This window comes from Xylanibacter brevis ATCC 19188, from assembly GCF_000621725.1.
GTDB classification, from domain to species: Bacteria; Bacteroidota; Bacteroidia; order Bacteroidales; family Bacteroidaceae; genus Prevotella; species Prevotella brevis.
In genome coordinates this window covers 142,803-158,465 of sequence record NZ_JHXM01000008.1, presented here as the reverse complement: position 1 = coordinate 158,465, position 15,663 = coordinate 142,803, and the positions used below count along the sequence as shown (strand labels likewise).

Below are 15,663 nucleotides of genomic sequence, written 5' to 3'. Positions count from 1 at the left end.
TTTTCTTTGATACTACGAAATAAATGTGTAACTTTGTAGCATAAAAAAAACTTAAAAACCAGATGAGTAAAGGAAAAACTGCTTATGTCTGTTCCAATTGCGGACAGGAGTCGGCTAAATGGATTGGCAAATGTCCTGCATGTGGGCAATGGAACACGTTTAAGGAAATCAAAATAGAGTCTGACAGCAGTCGTTCTACGGCCACCTCGATAGCCGCACAAGCGGGCCACGCACTGAGAAACAACCGTGTGCAGCGTCTTCGCGACATCAGTAGTCACGATGACCCGCGCATCGATATGCACGACGAAGAGCTGAACCGTGTGCTGGGCGGTGGCTTGGTGCCTGGCTCTATCGTGCTTCTTGGCGGTGAGCCAGGCATCGGCAAATCTACCCTTTCGCTACAGACGGCCCTGAACATGCCTGAGAAACGAATCCTATATGTCAGCGGTGAAGAAAGTGCTCATCAGTTAAAGATGAGAGCAGAGCGTATTCCTCACAAAGATATTGACAATTTCCTTATCCTTTGCGAGAACTCACTGGAGCATATCTTTGAACATATCAAGGAAGAAAAACCCGAGTTGGTGATCATTGACTCTATACAGACGATAGCCACCGACGAGGTAGAATCGAGTGCGGGTTCCATTGCGCAAGTAAGGGAGTGCGCATCCTCTTTGCTACGCTTTGCCAAGACCAGCGGCGTGCCCGTCATCCTCATTGGACACATCACCAAAGAGGGAACACTGGCTGGTCCTAAGATATTGGAACACATTGTGGACACGGTCGTACAATTTGAGGGTGATCAGCACTACATGTACCGCATCTTGCGAAGCATTAAGAATCGATTTGGAAGTACCTCGGAACTAGGCATTTATGAAATGCAGCAAACAGGACTCAGGCAGGTAAGTAATCCCTCAGAACTTCTCCTCACGCAAGACCACGAAGGCCTCTCTGGAATTGCCATTTCCAGTGCTATCGAAGGCGTCAGACCTTTCCTCGTAGAGACCCAAGCGCTGGTATCATCTGCTGCCTACGGCACACCACAGCGTTCTGCCACAGGCTTTGACCAGCGCCGTCTGAACATGCTCTTAGCAGTGCTCGAAAAGCGCGTTGGATTCAAACTGATGCAGAAGGACGTGTTCATTAATATTGCCGGTGGACTTCGTGTCACAGACCTCGCCATGGACCTCTCGGTGATTGCCGCCATACTGAGCAGTAATGTTGACACGCCGATAGAGAGCGGATGGTGTATGGCGGGCGAAGTAGGACTAAGTGGAGAGGTGCGCCCTGTGAACCGAATTGAGCAGCGAATAGCAGAAGCCGAGAAGTTGGGATTCTCGCATATGATCATACCCAAATACAACATGCAGGGCATCAACCCCAAGAAATACAAAATAGAACTTCACCCCGTACGCAAGGTTGAAGAAGCCCTGAGAGCTCTCTTCGGATAGCTCTACGCACGGCATGATAAGGAAAGAAAAACAAGTTTTCTTTTTGCGTTTCATGCTTTTTTTGTATCTTTGCACCAAAATTAAACAGATAACACTAATATCAAAAAGAAGATTATGTCCAATCAGCATTCCCTTGTCGGATCGAAAATCAAAAGCATCCGAGAAACTAAGAAACTCTCACTTGAAGAGATTGCAGAACGTAGTGGTCTGAGCAACGACCAGATTATCGCTATTGAAAACAATGAAAACCTACCATCGCTGGGACCGTTAATCAAGATTGCACGTGCACTAGGTGTGAGACTAGGCACTTTCATGGATGACAACGACGCAATAGGCCCTGTAGTATGCCGTGCCAAAGACCGCGAACAGGAGACGAGCATTAGCTTCTCTAACGGAACGACTGATGCACGCAAACATATGGAATATCACCCATTGGCCAAGCAGAAGGCTGGCCGCCACATGGAGCCATTTATTGTAGATATTCAACCTAGCGAGGAGAAAGAATTCATTTCATCTGCCCACGAGGGCGAGGAGTTTATCTTCGTCATGCAGGGAGAAATAGAGATTGACTACGGCAAAGAGAAATACACGCTGAAGGAAGGCGACAGCATCTACTACGACTCCATCGTGAAGCACCACATCCACGGTGCTGAAGGCAAAGCCGCAAAAATCATGGCTATAGTTTATATTCCTTTCTAAACATAGATAAAGGATGAGCAACGTAAAATTAGACATGGCAGGCAGACCCCTGCCAGACAGAACATATCCTGCCGAAACAGGCAGCACTGGTTATACCCTCTCTGAACGCACGTTGGGACAGTGGCTCGAGCACTGGGCCGAGACAACCCCCGACAAGGAGTATATCGTTTACTCTGACCGCGACCTGCGCTTCACCTGGAGCCAGTTCAACGAGCGCGTCGATAATCTGGCCAAAGGCCTCATCTCTATTGGCGTCAAGAAAGGTTCGAACGTAGGTATCTGGGCTACCAACGTACCCGATTGGCTCACGTTCCTTTATGCCACCGCCAAGATTGGTGCCGTACTGGTAACCGTGAACACGAACTACAAGCAGAACGAGTTGGAATATCTTTGCAAAGACTCTGACATGGAGGTGCTTTGCATCACCGATGGCACATGGGATTGTAACTACGTGGACATGACCTACACGATGCTTCCCGAGTTGAAGACCTGCGAACGCGGCCATCTGAACAGCGAACGCTTCCCCTACCTGAAGAATGTGGTATATATTGGTATGGAGAAATATCGCGGTATGTACAACACTGCCGAACTGCTATTGCTGGGACAAAACGTTGAGGACGACACACTCAACGAGATGAAGAAGAACGTGAACTGTCACGACGTGTGCAACATGCAGTACACCAGCGGCACCACGGGATTCCCTAAGGGTGTCATGCTGACCCACTATGGCATTGCCAACGACGGCTACTTCACGGGCGAGAACATGGGATTCACACAGGACGACAAGCTCTGCGTATGCGTGCCCTTGTTCCACTGTTTCGGCGTTGTGCTGGCTACGATGAACTGCTTAACCCACGGTTGCACCGAGGTGATGGTAGAGAAGTTTGACCCACTGGTGGTTCTTGCTTCTATTCACAAAGAGCGTTGTACTGCCGTTTATGGCGTGCCCACGATGTTTATCGCAGAGCTCAACCACCCCATGTTCGACATGTTCGACCTCTCTTGTCTGCGCACAGGCATCATGGCAGGCTCTCTCTGCCCCATCGAACTGATGAAGCAGGTATCCGAAAAGATGTATATGACCATCACCAGCGTTTATGGTTTGACAGAGTCTTCGCCAGGTATGACGCAGACCTGCCTGAACGACACCTTCGAACAGCGCTGCACCACCGTAGGTCGCGACTTCCCATTCGTTGACGTCAAAGTGCTTGACCCAGAAACTGGCGAAGAGTGCCCCGTAGGTGTACAGGGAGAGATGTGCTGTAAGGGTTTCAACGTGATGAAGGGCTACTACAAGAACCCACAAGCCACAGCCGAGGTTATCGACAAAAACGGTTACCTGCATTCTGGCGACCTGGGCGTGAAAGACGAACAAGGATTCTACAAGATCACTGGTCGCATCAAGGATATGATTATCCGTGGCGGCGAGAACATCTACCCACGCGAAATCGAAGAGTTCCTCTACCACATGCCAGGCATCCGCGATGTGCAGGTGGCTGCTGTTCCCTCGAAGAAGTATGGCGAGGCCGTTGGTGCCTTTATCATCCTTGAAGAGGGTGCCAAGATGACTGCAGAAGACGTCCAGTTGTTCTGTCGCGGCAAGATTGCCCGCTATAAGATTCCAAAGTACGTATTCTTCATTGACAAGTTCCCACTGACGGGCTCTGGCAAGATCCAGAAGTTCAAGTTGAAGGAGATGAGTTTGGAACTCTGCAAACAACAAGGCATTGAAGTAATATAAATATGAATATCATTGAGAAATATTTCCCTAATCTGACATCAAGGCAGCTAGAACAACTAGCTGCCCTTGATGCTCTTTATCACGAATGGAACGAAAAGATTAATGTCATCTCGCGCAAAGACATCGACAATCTCTACGAGCACCACGTGCTTCACTCCCTGGCTATCGCGAAGTTCATTGGCTTCAAACCAGGTTCAGAGATTCTCGACTTTGGCACAGGTGGCGGTTTTCCTGGTGTTCCCCTAGCCATCTTGTTTCCTGAATGTCAGTTTAAACTGATAGATGGAACTGGCAAGAAAATACGTGTGGCACAGGAAGTCTGCCAGGCTATTGGTTTGGACAACTGTCATCCTGAACATCTGCGTGGCGAAGACGAAAAGGGCAAGTACGACTTCGTGGTAAGCAGAGCCGTGATGCCCCTACCCGACTTGATGAAAATCGTGAAGAAGAACATCTCCACCAATCAGCGGAACGCCATGCCCAATGGCGTCATCTGCCTCAAAGGAGGTGACCTTCAGGCTGAGAGCCGTCCGTTCCGCAGAATCGTTCAAACGATGGAACTGACCCAGTACTTCCAAGAAGAGTGGTTCAAAGAAAAGCATTGCATCTATGTTCCAGTTTGACATCAAGACCTTCGTCGTCAATCCTCTACAGGAGAACTGCTACATTGTCAGTGATGAAAGCAAGGAGTGCGTCATCATTGACTGTGGCGCTTTTTTCGAAGAAGAGCGCAATGCTATTGTCGACTACATCCGTCATCAAGAACTGAAGCCCATCCATCTGCTCTGCACACATGCACATTTCGATCATGTGTTTGGAGCGGGAACTATCTATCAGCACTTTGGCTTAAAACCCAAGATGCACCATGACGACGAGTTCCTGTATCTTGCAACCAACGAGCAAACCACAGCCATGATGGGCGCCTCCATCAACCTGCAGGTACCACCTGTAGGAGCATTTCTGAATGATGGCGACATCATCCGTTTTGGCAATCACCAACTAAGGGTTCTTCACGTGCCGGGCCACTCGCCAGGTGGCGTGCTGTTCTACTGCGAAGAGGAAAAGGTTGCATTCTCTGGCGACACACTCTTCAGGATGAGCGTAGGACGTACCGACCTACAGCGCGGTTCATGGACAGAACTGATGAACAGCATGCATCGCATCGTTGACAAACTTCCTGAAGACACCATCGTCTATACAGGACACGGCCCAAAGACAATCATCCGTGATGAACTAAGCATGAATCCTTATCTTAAATAAAACAATAAACATCATGACTACTGGCTATATTTTAAACATCTTCATTGCAGCACTATTAGGCGGTGCCATCGGTTTCGAACGCGAATACAGATCAAAGGAAGCCGGCTTCCGCACCCATTTCCTCGTAGGACTTGGCAGCGGACTTTTCATGGTACTCTCACTTCACGGTTTCGATGATTTTGTAGGCATACAAGGCATACAACGCGACCCAAGCCGTATTGCAGCTCAGGTCGTCAGCGGCATTGGCTTTATTGGAGCCGGCACCATCATCTTTCAAAAGAACGTCGTAAAAGGACTCACCACAGCTGCTGGTCTTTGGGTGACATCAGCCATTGGTATGACAGCAGGTACAGGCATGTATGCCGTTGCCGCCACAGCAACAGCAATGGTACTTGTTTGTTTGGAGGCTGTCGATTTCATTCACCATAAAGTATTCAAGCATCCCTATGATGAAGAAAATAAGGAAGAGTAAATCCTCTTCCTTACTAACACCTATAAGAACGTCAATTCTTATTTATGTAACACCTAAAGAACTCCGTTCTTATTTATGGAATACCCAAAGAACTCCGCTTTTATTTATATTTCTGAATAAAGCCCTCTGCCTGCGTATCGCCAAGTTCCTTTGCTTTCTGCAAGTTTGCGATACCTTCTGCTTTCTCTCCCTTCAAGCATTGAGACAAACCAAGAAACAGATAGCCATCGCTATAGTCGGGTTGCAACTGAATAAGTGCTTTCGACGTAGTTATCGCGTCATCATACATACCTACACGCACTAAAAGTGACGCTTTTTCAGCATAATAGAACTCATTTTGAGGTGCCAATTCTATAGCTTTTTCTATATCATTCAAGGCCTGTTGAAACAGTCTTCCGCCCACTTCCGCCTGATAACGGATATAATAGAAATTGTCGTTCAGCTGGCTCTTCATCAACTGCTCATAGTCGTTCAGGTCAGCAACAGCGTCACGAAAACGATTTGCTTGAAGTCTTACCTGCGCACGAACCAACAGATATGGCGCAGCTTCCTTCAGCAAAGGACGACTGAATTGTGCCACACAACTATCAAGCAATGCTTGCTGTGCAATACTGTCATTCAGCTTCGCCTTACACTGAGAAGCCATAAAGAACAAATCGGCAGAACGAACAGACGAATCAAACAACGACTGATACAAATCATAAGCCTCGGCATACTTATCTTGAGCAAATAGTATGGTACCCTTCTGATACAAGTAATTCGGCTGTGGAGATAATTCATAGGCCCTATTGATATCCTGCAGGGCCTCATCAAAATGACCGTACGAATAGGACTGCTGGGCTCTGCTCACATAACCATCTGGTTCCTTAGGAAACTGAGTCAAGAAGTCGGAGATAACAGTAGCAAATGTCAACGAGTCCTGTGCACCAGCCATGAGCAACATCAACTGCGCCTGGTTTAAGTCATCCGGTATAGCTTTCTTGATATGTACTGCACGCAAGGCAGGATCATTAAGCCCCAGACCTGTCAACTTCAATTGTTCGGCAAAGGCTGCACCAACGGCATAGGCCAGCGTATCACCTTCGCTATTCTTGGGTTGTATCAATCCTAAGACCTTACCACTTTCATCCACCAACGGACACCCAACCAGATCTAAAGGCGACTGAAGCGACATCGTGAAGTATGTGTAATCCGTATTAAACGTCTCAGTCTTCAGAATCTTCGTCTGCACCAGCGATTTTGCCCCTTTATAAGGCAATATCCAGCAAGGACTATTCAGTGCGGGATTAGCAGTAGCCAGCTCTACGGATTGCGACTTCTTAATAGTCACACGAAACTTAATCACATCATAAGTCTCGTTGGCTCCAAGTATCTTCTCCACCTCCCATTCTTTTCCAGATTCATCAATAGCTACTGCCTTAGCTGCATTTTTGAAAGGGGCATAGCTACTGATAGCCTCGCCATGCTCTCCCACAAAAAAGCCACTGGTACTGCCCAGCAGTTCTCCATCGGCAGAGAATGTCTTAAGCGTAAACACCGCTTTCGACATTTTCTTAGTCCATGAGGGTTGACCTGCCAATACAGTGAAGCTAAAACAAAAGAATAATATGATTGAAAATGAAAACTTCTTCATCTTTTAAGTGCTTTATATATGATTATTTAGTTTAACTTATCTTCAGTAGCTGACGAGCATTTTCAATGGCTGCCGAACTGATATCACTACCACTAAGCATTTGAGCAATTTCATTAATACGCTCATCATTTGTGAGACGCTGCATGTGACTCTTTGTGCCGCTGTCGGTTTCCTCCTTATAGACCTTATAATGAGCACAACCTTTTGCTGCAATCTGTGGCAAGTGCGTAATGCTGATAACTTGACGACCATTCTGTCCCATATCCGACATTATTTGTGCCATCTGTTCCGCAATTTTTCCACTAACACCCGTATCCACCTCATCAAAGATAATGGTTGGCAATTTCACCACACCACTAATCATAGCCTTCAACGAAAGCATCACACGGGCAATCTCACCACCTGAAGCAACCTGCGCGATGGGCAACAAAGGTGTTGAAGAGTTGGCGCTAAAGAGAAATGCCACACGATCCTGACCCTTTGGCCCCAAATCTGCCTTATCGATTTGAATTTGAAACGTGACACGCGGCATCCCCAACAATTGCAAACTTGCAATCATCTTTTTGTAGATAAGATGAGAAGCCTCCAAACGTTTCTTAGTCAACTTCTCTGCAATTTCTGTGGCGTCATTGCGCTCTTTCTGCAAGCGTTGTTCTAATGAAGTCAGCGCATCATCACTATTATCGATGGCATCCAGCTGACATTTCAGCTTATCGCGCTGAGAGATCAGTTCGCCGATAGTCTCCACACGATATTTCTTCTCCAAATCATAGATTTTGTCCAATCGTGTGTTTACCTGATCGAGTTCTGCAGGATCGAAATCCACATCCTCCAGTTGTCCACTAACATCCGATGCAACATCTTTAGCTTCGATATAACATGAATTTAAGCGCTCTGCCAAATCTTTTAACTCCGGCAACACATGCTCTATGGAATGCAGAGAAGACGCAGCCTTACGCAAGGCACCGACAGCACCTGTAGCCTCATTCATCAACAAGGTATCCGTCTCATAGAGAGCCTGTTTAATATCCTCAGCATGCGTCATGCGCTCCTGTTTCTGCTCCAACTCATCTTGCTCACCATCAACGAGCCCGGCCGCATCAAGTTCATTAAACTGAAAACGCAGAAAGTCCACCTGTTGTTGATTACGCGCAATCTCCTGACGCATATCTTCAAGTTCACGCTCGGTTGCATGCATCTTCTCGTAGCTTTCACGATAATGAGCTATAAGTGCCTCATCATCTGCCACAATATCAATCACTTCAAGTTGGAAATCCTGTTTTCCCAAAAGCAAATTCTGATGCTGAGAATGCACATCCACGAGTTGATCACCCAACTCCTTCATCAAGGAGAGTGCCACTGGTTCGTCATTAATGAAAGCACGACTTTTTCCGGCAGCTGTCAGTTCGCGTCGAACTATCGTATCTTCAGCATCATATTCTATGTCATTCTGTTCGAAAAAAGCCTCCATCTGATAACGAGACAAATCGAAATGAGCTTCAATCACACATTTTTCGGCTCCTTGTTTGATAGACTTTGAGTCTGCACGCTGTCCAAGAAGAAGACCGATGGCGCCCAGGACAATACTCTTACCTGCACCAGTCTCACCGGTTATGACCGAGAAGCCCGACTCAAAGTTAATGTCAAGTTGGTCAATTAACGCATAGTTTTTTATGTATAACTGTTTCAGCATGTTACTTTTTCATTTTGCTTTGCAAAGATACTACTTTTTTATTGGTAATAAGCAAATGCTATCCGTTTTTATGATAATTTGGCAATAAAAAAACTACCTAAATGTAGGTAATCTCAAAAAATATCAGTACCTTTGCAGCACGATACACATATTTTATTATAAAATAGGTTACAATGATTTATTCTAAGGAAGTTGAAAACATGTGCGTTGTGGCAAAAGGCCCCAACCACGGTCCTGCCCCCATCCCCGAAGAGGGTAAGTGGATTCAGGCCAAAGAGATCAAGGACATTTCGGGCTATACCCATGGTATTGGCTGGTGCGCTCCTCAGCAGGGTGCCTGCAAACTGAGCCTGAACGTTAAGGACGGTGTTATTCAGGAAGCTCTCGTTGAGACCATCGGTTGCACAGGTATGACTCACTCTGCAGCTATGGCTTCTGAGATTCTGCCTGGTAAGACTATCCTCGAGGCTCTGAATACCGACCTCGTTTGCGATGCTATCAACACCGCTATGCGCGAGTTGTTCCTGCAGATCGTATACGGACGCACACAGAGTGCTTTCTCTGAGGGCGGTCTGGTTATTGGTGCTGGTCTGGAAGACCTGGGTAAGGGTCTGCGTTCACAGACAGGTACTCTCTACGGTACAGTTGCTAAGGGCACACGCTACTTGGAGCTGACCGAGGGTTACATCACCAAGCAGTTCCTGGACAAGGACAATCAGGTTTGTGGCTACGAGTACGTACACCTGGGCAAGATGATGGAAGCCATCAAGGACGGCATGGACGCCAACGAGGCTGTGAAGAAGTTCACTGGTTCTTATGGTCGTACCACTGCTGAGCAGGGAATTGTTAAGGCTATTGACCCACGTAAAGAGTAAGGAGGACAGAAATTATGATTAGAAAAGTATCATTCGAGAGCTACGAGCGTCGCATCAACCAGGTGCTGGCTGCTCTGAAGGAGAACGGCATCAATAGCATTGAAGAGGCTAACGAGATTTGCGAGAAGGCTGGCGTTGATCCATACCAGATGTGTGAAGAGACCCAGCGTATCTGCTTCGAGAACGCAAAATGGGCATATGTATGCGGTGCTGCCATCGCTATCAAGAAGGGTGTAAAGAGCGCTGCCGAGGCTGCCGAGGCTATCGGTATCGGTCTGCAGAGCTTCTGTATCCCCGGTTCTGTTGCCGACGACCGTAAGGTTGGTTTGGGCCACGGTAACCTGGCTGCCCGTCTGCTCCGCGAGGAGACTGAGTGCTTCGCATTCTTGGCTGGTCACGAGTCATTCGCTGCTGCCGAGGGTGCCATCAAGATTGCAGAGAAGGCAAACAAAGTTCGTAAGAAGCCTCTTCGCGTTATCTTGAACGGTCTTGGTAAGGACGCTGCTATGATCATCAGCCGTATCAACGGTTTCACATACGTACAGACTCAGTTCGACTACTACACCGGTGAGGTTAAGGTCGTTAAGGAAGTTGCTTACTCTGATGGTCCTCGTGCCAAGGTTAAGTGCTATGGTGCTGACGATGTTCGTGAGGGTGTAGCCATCCTGTGGAAGGAGAACGTTGATGTATCAATCACTGGTAACTCAACCAACCCAACCCGTTTCCAGCACCCCGTAGCTGGTACCTACAAGAAGGAGCGCGTACTCGCTGGTAAGCCCTACTTCTCAGTAGCTTCAGGTGGTGGTACCGGTCGTACTCTGCACCCCGATAACATGGCTGCAGGTCCCGCTTCATACGGTATGACCGACACACTGGGTCGTATGCACTCTGATGCTCAGTTTGCTGGTTCTTCATCAGTACCTGCACACGTAGAGATGATGGGCTTCCTGGGTATTGGTAACAACCCCATGGTAGGTGCCACCGTATCTATCGCTGTTGAGATCGACCTCGCACTGAACAAGAAGTAAAAAATAGATCATTTACGATAAGGAAGTCTGCTGTTTACTTTTAGCAGACTTCCTTTTTTCATTTTAAGAAAAAGACAGTTATGAAGCGACTACTCTATCTGCTGATGCTTGTTCCCATTTTGACAAGCGCACATCATCAAGTCATCTCGCCAAATGTCAAATCACTCGAAGTGGTTCTCAATGATGACTTCACATCCCTACCCGTACTTCAATTAGGTAGCAACGATTATCTGCAGATAGGCTTCGACGAACTTTCACACAACTACCACCGTTACGTTTGCCACCTGGAGCCATGCAATCCTGACTGGACACCAGCAGAAGGTATTTTTGAAAGCGACTGGCTAGTGGGATTCAACGACACTCCGATTGAAGACTACGAGAACTCCATCAACACCCGCACACTCTACACCCACTACAACTACAGGTTCCCAAATTCTCAATGCAACATCAAGCAGAGCGGAAACTATCGTCTATACATTAACGATGAAGACCAAGACGGCGAAACAGTTGCCATCGTGGAGTTTCGAGTGTCTGAATCGTTGATGAATATTGGCCTCGGCATAACAACAAATACCGATATAGACCTCAACAAGAGTCATCAGCAAGTGAACATGACAATCAACTTTAACACGATCAATGTCACTCGCCCTGATGAACAACTACAAACCTTTGTTCTTCAAAACGGACGTGAGGACAATATGAAGGAAAATATTGCGCCCAACTATATCACACCTAAAAGTCTGCGCTGGGAGCACAATCGCCACCTCATTTTTGAAGCAGGCAACGAATACCATAAATTCGAGGTTCTAGACCCAAGTCATATTACTATGGGGTTGGCCTCCATTACCTGGGACGAAGACGACGAGGCCTATCATGCTGTTCCCTTTCCTTGTTCCATGCAATCCAGCTACCTCTACGATGAAGATGCCAACGGTGCCTTTTTACTACGTAACAGCGACAACTACGAAGCATCACGAACATCAGAATATGTCTTTGTACACTACATCCTAAGAGCAGAACGTCCCTATGACAATGCTCATATTATCGTCGATGGACGATGGACAACAGAAGACAAGGATTATTATATCATGAACTACGATGAACAACAGAAAGCCTATCATGCCACTATCATGCAGAAGCTGGGATACTACAACTACCACTTTCTGATGAAGGACATGGACGGCACCACTCATCTTGTTCCTGAGGAAGGTTCATTCTTTCAAACAGAAAACACCTATCAAGCTTTTGTCTATTATCGCGGCACAGGCGAACGTGTTTGGCGACTCGTCGGATACCAACAAAAGACATTCCGACTTTAATTCTTCTTAGCTCTATATTCTTTGGGCGTCATCTTAAATTCATGGAAGAAATTTCCAAGGAAATAATTTGGTGTATAGAACCCACACTCCTTGGCAATATTTTCTATTGAGAAATTGGTGGTGCGCAACAAATTTGCAGCACGCTGCAGACGAAAGACTCGAGCCAGTTCTCGTGGATTCTTATAGAGTTCGCTTGACATCAACTCATACAGTTTCACCACACTAATCTCACATGCCTGACTCAGTTTCTGCATCGTAAGAGAACGTCTGTCCTGTTGACGCACAAAGGGAATGATCTTCAACATGACGGCAATAAACTCTGGCGACAACTTGGCACTTTCGTTTCGCATGTAACCAGCCAAATCCTCTTGAGTGGGCATTAGGACCTCCGTGGAGAAAGAATCACAGCGCTCTACAAACGAGCATATCTTTCTAATCATCTCACCTTCAGCATTAGCCCTACGTACACGCAGACGCGTATTCTTATTGTAGATAATGAAATTAAAGATCACCAACGTCAAAACAAGTAAGCCAAGAAGTATGTGCACTGCCTGCGTCTGCCACCAAGGCTGGTTGACATGAATCTGCCATTTAAAAGGTTCGCCTTCCCATAGGTCAGGAAACATCGAAGCCTGAACTTCCAGCGTGTAATCACCAGGCAACAGTCCGAGCAACGACAGATGCAATCGTCCCTGAATGTCAACCTGCTCATGTTCGTCATTATAGCAGAATGTCTGCCACTCGCCTTGATTATCCAATCCAATCACCCTTACACGATAATAAGTCTGCAAAGGACGGAAATAGTTCAGTGCCGAGAATGTCAAGGATAGCGAGTTCTGATCACTATTCAGGCTGATATCCGTAGCACGTGTAAAGGCTTGATCTATCACCACGTTGCCATCGAGTTTCTCTCCTGGCAGAACAATATTTCCATTCACCTGCAATCGCGTCATCTTTGGATAAAGCTTATGAGGCTTTCTGTCGTTGATGACACCAAACGAGTCTGGATGGAACGTCACGATATGATCTAATCCTTCCATCATAATAGTACCATCGTCCAACGAAAGTGCACGATTATTTTTAAAGGACTCGATGGGGATATTATCCAGAGCCGTGAAACTGTTCACAAATACGGGTTCTTCTTGCTCTATCAATATGCAAGCGATACCTGCAGATGTAGAAACCCATATATTATGATTTTTGTCTTCTACAACAGCATGAACAACATTATTGGGGAGTCCAGTTTGCTTGGTAAAAACGATTGGTTTTTCATCCTCAGAGCGATATAGATAAAGACCACGCATGGTTCCCTGCCATCGCCACTCACGACTGTCACGGAACAGGCAGTTAGAGGCAATACCACGATACTCTATGTTTGGCTGCGGTATTCGTCCCAGAATCTTAAAAAATGGAATGCATTCGGGCTGTTCCATACGGTAGATATGAAAAGGTGATGCCATAGGACCAGAATAGAGCACACCCCTTTTTTCTGTTCCTATCCACATTCCCCCCTGGCGATCGAAGGCAAGCATATTGCAGTCTGTTTCTAACGATGAGCCATCCATCAGCGTAAACTTCTCTACCTGCTCAAACTTTTTCGTTGCAATATCGTAGATCCAATAGCCATAATCACTTGGGATATAGAGTTTATCGTCCTTCAGAGCAAAATTATTCAGATGATAAGAAATCTTTGTTAAAGTGGTCCACTTCCTGGCTTTCACATCAAAATAGAGCAAGATAGCATCCTTTATTCCTTGACGTATCTGAAAGAAACCATTCTCATATCTCAAGAGTACTGACGTTCTCGTGTATTTATCTATATCAGCACCGTCGTATGCTCTCTTTCTAAACATCAAACGGCCAGTTTTTAAACTTTGACCTACCACCTCGCCATCTTCAAAGAATGTCAGAAGCGTATTTCCAATAACATCCAGATCCTGAAGGTTTTTCTTGGAGTAGAGACGATGATATTTCTGTTCATCTACAGAATAAAGACCTTTCGCTGTGACCATCCATACCGCTCCCAGCGTATCTACGAACAAGTCATTCACGGCCTCTCTGCATCCCATTTCGCGAATAACACTATCCACATTCACAATGAAGTGTTCCAGCATCATATCCACACAAGTCACCACGCCTTTGTTTTTCAACCAGACATGATGCCGGTTGTCAAAGTATAGGTGGCAATTTCCATGATATGCGGGCAACAAATATTGAAACTCTGGTCGGGTGTCAATATGCGTGAAACTTACGCCATCAAAGAAGTTCAGATTGCCCAGAGTAGAAATGATCATTCGGCCTGTTTTCGTGCAGACCACTATTTGAGCGCTATTATCCGCCAAGTCATTGGCAGCATTTAGAAACTTAAATTGCCTATCAGTTTCCGCTGCATTTGAACACAACGGGAATACTAGTATCAGAAACAAGAATAAGGTTCGTAGCTTCATATCATCACATTATAGATGATGCAAAGATACATAAAAAAATATATAATGCAAATAAATTGTTAAGAAAGTTTAGCAGGTGATGAAATATCGGCATAAAAAAGGATTATGCCATAAAAGACTTTGAGCGGAATACGGGACTCGAACCCGCGACCCTCGGCTTGGGAAGCCAATGCTCTACCAACTGAGCTAATTCCGCAACGTATTTCAAAGAAAAAGGGGACTTGTAGGTCCCGCTTATGAAATGTATGAAAATAAAGTGGAGCCGACACCCGGACTCGAACCGGGGACCTACGCATTACGAATGCGTTGCTCTACCAACTGAGCCATGTCGGCCTGCTCCTTTTGATTTTGCAGTTGCAAAGGTAATCATTTTTTTGTTTTCCAACAAATATAATTGCTACTTTTTCGCTGCCAAAGTTCTTTTTATGCCCCCTGAACTTGGTTTTCGGGGCTAATGACCCATCGATAAAGGTTACAACCAACAAAATTACCCAATACTTCGCCTATATAGATGGTGAGCAGATTGCCATCAATAAACTGTGGCGTTGCCATAAAATAAAAGGCATCTGCTATGGAATGGGTGAAACCACAAAGGATAAACACCGGCACACCAAACAACAGAGGCAGGAACTTGCCGCCTCTACCAAACTGAACAGCAGTTGTCATAATGAAACCACAACCAATGGCTAGCAGGAAGCAGGCCAAAGGTCCTTTGCTCAGGCGTGACAGTACAATCGTTTCAGCAGCTGGCAATATGTCTGGCTGAGCATAAGCAAAAACCATCGAACACAGACTGCAGGCCAACACATTACCTATCAACACTTGCGCCAACATGCCCCAGTCGCCTTTAGCACGCACAAATCCAGCGGTACCAGTATAAAGTTTCAACTGATAATGAAGCACAGCAAGAAGACCGAAAGAGAAAAGTACGGCACCGGCAACGCCCCCAACTCGGAGGTTGACCACGCAGCCTATTGAAATGCAAAGTCCAGCCAGAAAGGCTGAACGCAAAATGGATAATGGTTGATTCATGTGTGCAAAGGTACTA

Annotated in this window: 12 protein-coding genes, 2 tRNA genes and 1 pseudogene; 9 read left to right on the top strand and 6 right to left on the bottom strand. The window is 46.3% G+C overall.

All coding sequences use genetic code 11. The features are described 5' to 3' along the window. The first annotated feature begins 62 nt into the window (after positions 1-62). From radA to T433_RS0105705, 6 genes and pseudogenes are all read left to right on the top strand, one after another. Complete coding sequence (gene radA / locus T433_RS0105730; RefSeq protein ID WP_027455186.1) at positions 63-1,448, top strand: DNA repair protein RadA; 1,386 nt, start codon at positions 63-65, stop codon at positions 1,446-1,448. Positions 1,449-1,562: 114 nt separating this feature from the next. Then, entirely contained in the window at positions 1,563-2,147 is a 585-nt protein-coding gene (locus tag T433_RS0105725) for a helix-turn-helix domain-containing protein (protein ID WP_027450370.1), read from the top strand. 34 nt (positions 2,148-2,181) lie between these two features. Then, positions 2,182-3,888, top strand: a complete 1,707-nt coding sequence (locus T433_RS0105720; protein WP_248616491.1) for an AMP-binding protein — start codon at positions 2,182-2,184, stop codon at positions 3,886-3,888. 2 nt (positions 3,889-3,890) lie between these two features. Next, the gene (gene rsmG, locus T433_RS0105715; RefSeq protein ID WP_044109298.1) at positions 3,891-4,511 is read left to right on the top strand and encodes a 16S rRNA (guanine(527)-N(7))-methyltransferase RsmG; all 621 of its coding nucleotides are present in this window, start codon (positions 3,891-3,893) and stop codon (positions 4,509-4,511) included. Further along, a complete protein-coding gene (locus tag T433_RS0105710; RefSeq protein ID WP_044109296.1) occupies positions 4,498-5,148 on the top strand; it encodes an MBL fold metallo-hydrolase in 651 nt (216 codons plus the stop codon). Before rsmG ends, T433_RS0105710 begins: the two co-directional genes overlap by 14 nt. A gap of 4 nt (positions 5,149-5,152) precedes the next feature. Beyond that, positions 5,153-5,569, top strand: a pseudogene (locus tag T433_RS0105705) (MgtC/SapB family protein); the annotation flags it as partial. 151 nt (positions 5,570-5,720) lie between these two features. Here T433_RS0105705 and T433_RS0105700 read toward each other — a convergent pair. After that, the gene (locus tag T433_RS0105700) at positions 5,721-7,253 is read right to left on the bottom strand and encodes a serine protease (RefSeq protein ID WP_155808393.1); all 1,533 of its coding nucleotides are present in this window, start codon (positions 7,251-7,253) and stop codon (positions 5,721-5,723) included. Positions 7,254-7,284: 31 nt separating this feature from the next. Then, positions 7,285-8,946, bottom strand: coding sequence for a DNA repair protein RecN (gene recN / locus T433_RS0105695; protein ID WP_027455181.1), 1,662 nt, complete (start codon positions 8,944-8,946; stop codon positions 7,285-7,287). A 173-nt stretch (positions 8,947-9,119) separates the two neighbouring features. Here recN and T433_RS0105690 point away from each other — a divergent pair, with 173 nt between their 5' ends. The 3 genes from T433_RS0105690 (at position 9,120) to T433_RS0105680 (ending at position 12,168) form a co-directional block, all read left to right on the top strand. Continuing rightward, on the top strand, positions 9,120-9,821 hold the full coding sequence (locus tag T433_RS0105690; RefSeq protein ID WP_027450376.1) for an iron-sulfur cluster assembly scaffold protein: 702 nt from the start codon (positions 9,120-9,122) through the stop codon (positions 9,819-9,821). Positions 9,822-9,835: 14 nt separating this feature from the next. Continuing rightward, on the top strand, positions 9,836-10,849 hold the full coding sequence (locus T433_RS0105685) for a GGGtGRT protein (protein ID WP_027450377.1): 1,014 nt from the start codon (positions 9,836-9,838) through the stop codon (positions 10,847-10,849). An 80-nt stretch (positions 10,850-10,929) separates the two neighbouring features. Next, positions 10,930-12,168 carry a type IX secretion system plug protein gene (locus tag T433_RS0105680; protein ID WP_027455180.1) on the top strand — a complete coding sequence of 413 codons (1,239 nt, stop codon included), beginning with the start codon at positions 10,930-10,932 and terminating at the stop codon, positions 12,166-12,168. Here T433_RS0105680 and T433_RS0105675 read toward each other — a convergent pair. From T433_RS0105675 to T433_RS0105660, 4 genes are all read right to left on the bottom strand, one after another. Further along, on the bottom strand, positions 12,165-14,462 hold the full coding sequence (locus tag T433_RS0105675) for an AraC family transcriptional regulator (RefSeq protein ID WP_162164177.1): 2,298 nt from the start codon (positions 14,460-14,462) through the stop codon (positions 12,165-12,167). The two genes, T433_RS0105680 and T433_RS0105675, sit on opposite strands and share 4 nt — an antisense overlap. Positions 14,463-14,738: 276 nt before the next feature. Continuing rightward, positions 14,739-14,811, bottom strand: a tRNA-Gly gene (locus T433_RS0105670). Positions 14,812-14,872: 61 nt separating this feature from the next. Continuing rightward, positions 14,873-14,948 (bottom strand) — tRNA-Thr (locus T433_RS0105665). A 90-nt stretch (positions 14,949-15,038) separates the two neighbouring features. Beyond that, complete coding sequence (locus T433_RS0105660) at positions 15,039-15,647, bottom strand: formate/nitrite transporter family protein (protein ID WP_081778384.1); 609 nt, start codon at positions 15,645-15,647, stop codon at positions 15,039-15,041. Between the last annotated feature and the right edge of the window lie 16 nt (positions 15,648-15,663).

Bases quoted from the DNA above. Each gene is read 5' to 3' on its own strand.
- radA (WP_027455186.1), top strand. From the start codon at position 63: ATGAGTAAAGGAAAAACTGCTTATGTCTGTTCCAATTGCGGACAGGAG.
- T433_RS0105725 (WP_027450370.1), top strand. From the start codon at position 1,563: ATGTCCAATCAGCATTCCCTTGTCGGATCGAAAATCAAAAGCATCCGA.
- T433_RS0105720 (WP_248616491.1), top strand. From the start codon at position 2,182: ATGGCAGGCAGACCCCTGCCAGACAGAACATATCCTGCCGAAACAGGC.
- rsmG (WP_044109298.1), top strand. From the start codon at position 3,891: ATGAATATCATTGAGAAATATTTCCCTAATCTGACATCAAGGCAGCTA.
- T433_RS0105710 (WP_044109296.1), top strand. From the start codon at position 4,498: ATGTTCCAGTTTGACATCAAGACCTTCGTCGTCAATCCTCTACAGGAG.
- T433_RS0105700 (WP_155808393.1), bottom strand. From the start codon at position 7,253: ATGAAGAAGTTTTCATTTTCAATCATATTATTCTTTTGTTTTAGCTTC.
- recN (WP_027455181.1), bottom strand. From the start codon at position 8,946: ATGCTGAAACAGTTATACATAAAAAACTATGCGTTAATTGACCAACTT.
- T433_RS0105690 (WP_027450376.1), top strand. From the start codon at position 9,120: ATGATTTATTCTAAGGAAGTTGAAAACATGTGCGTTGTGGCAAAAGGC.
- T433_RS0105685 (WP_027450377.1), top strand. From the start codon at position 9,836: ATGATTAGAAAAGTATCATTCGAGAGCTACGAGCGTCGCATCAACCAG.
- T433_RS0105680 (WP_027455180.1), top strand. From the start codon at position 10,930: ATGAAGCGACTACTCTATCTGCTGATGCTTGTTCCCATTTTGACAAGC.
- T433_RS0105675 (WP_162164177.1), bottom strand. From the start codon at position 14,462: ATGATCATTTCTACTCTGGGCAATCTGAACTTCTTTGATGGCGTAAGT.
- T433_RS0105660 (WP_081778384.1), bottom strand. From the start codon at position 15,647: ATGAATCAACCATTATCCATTTTGCGTTCAGCCTTTCTGGCTGGACTT.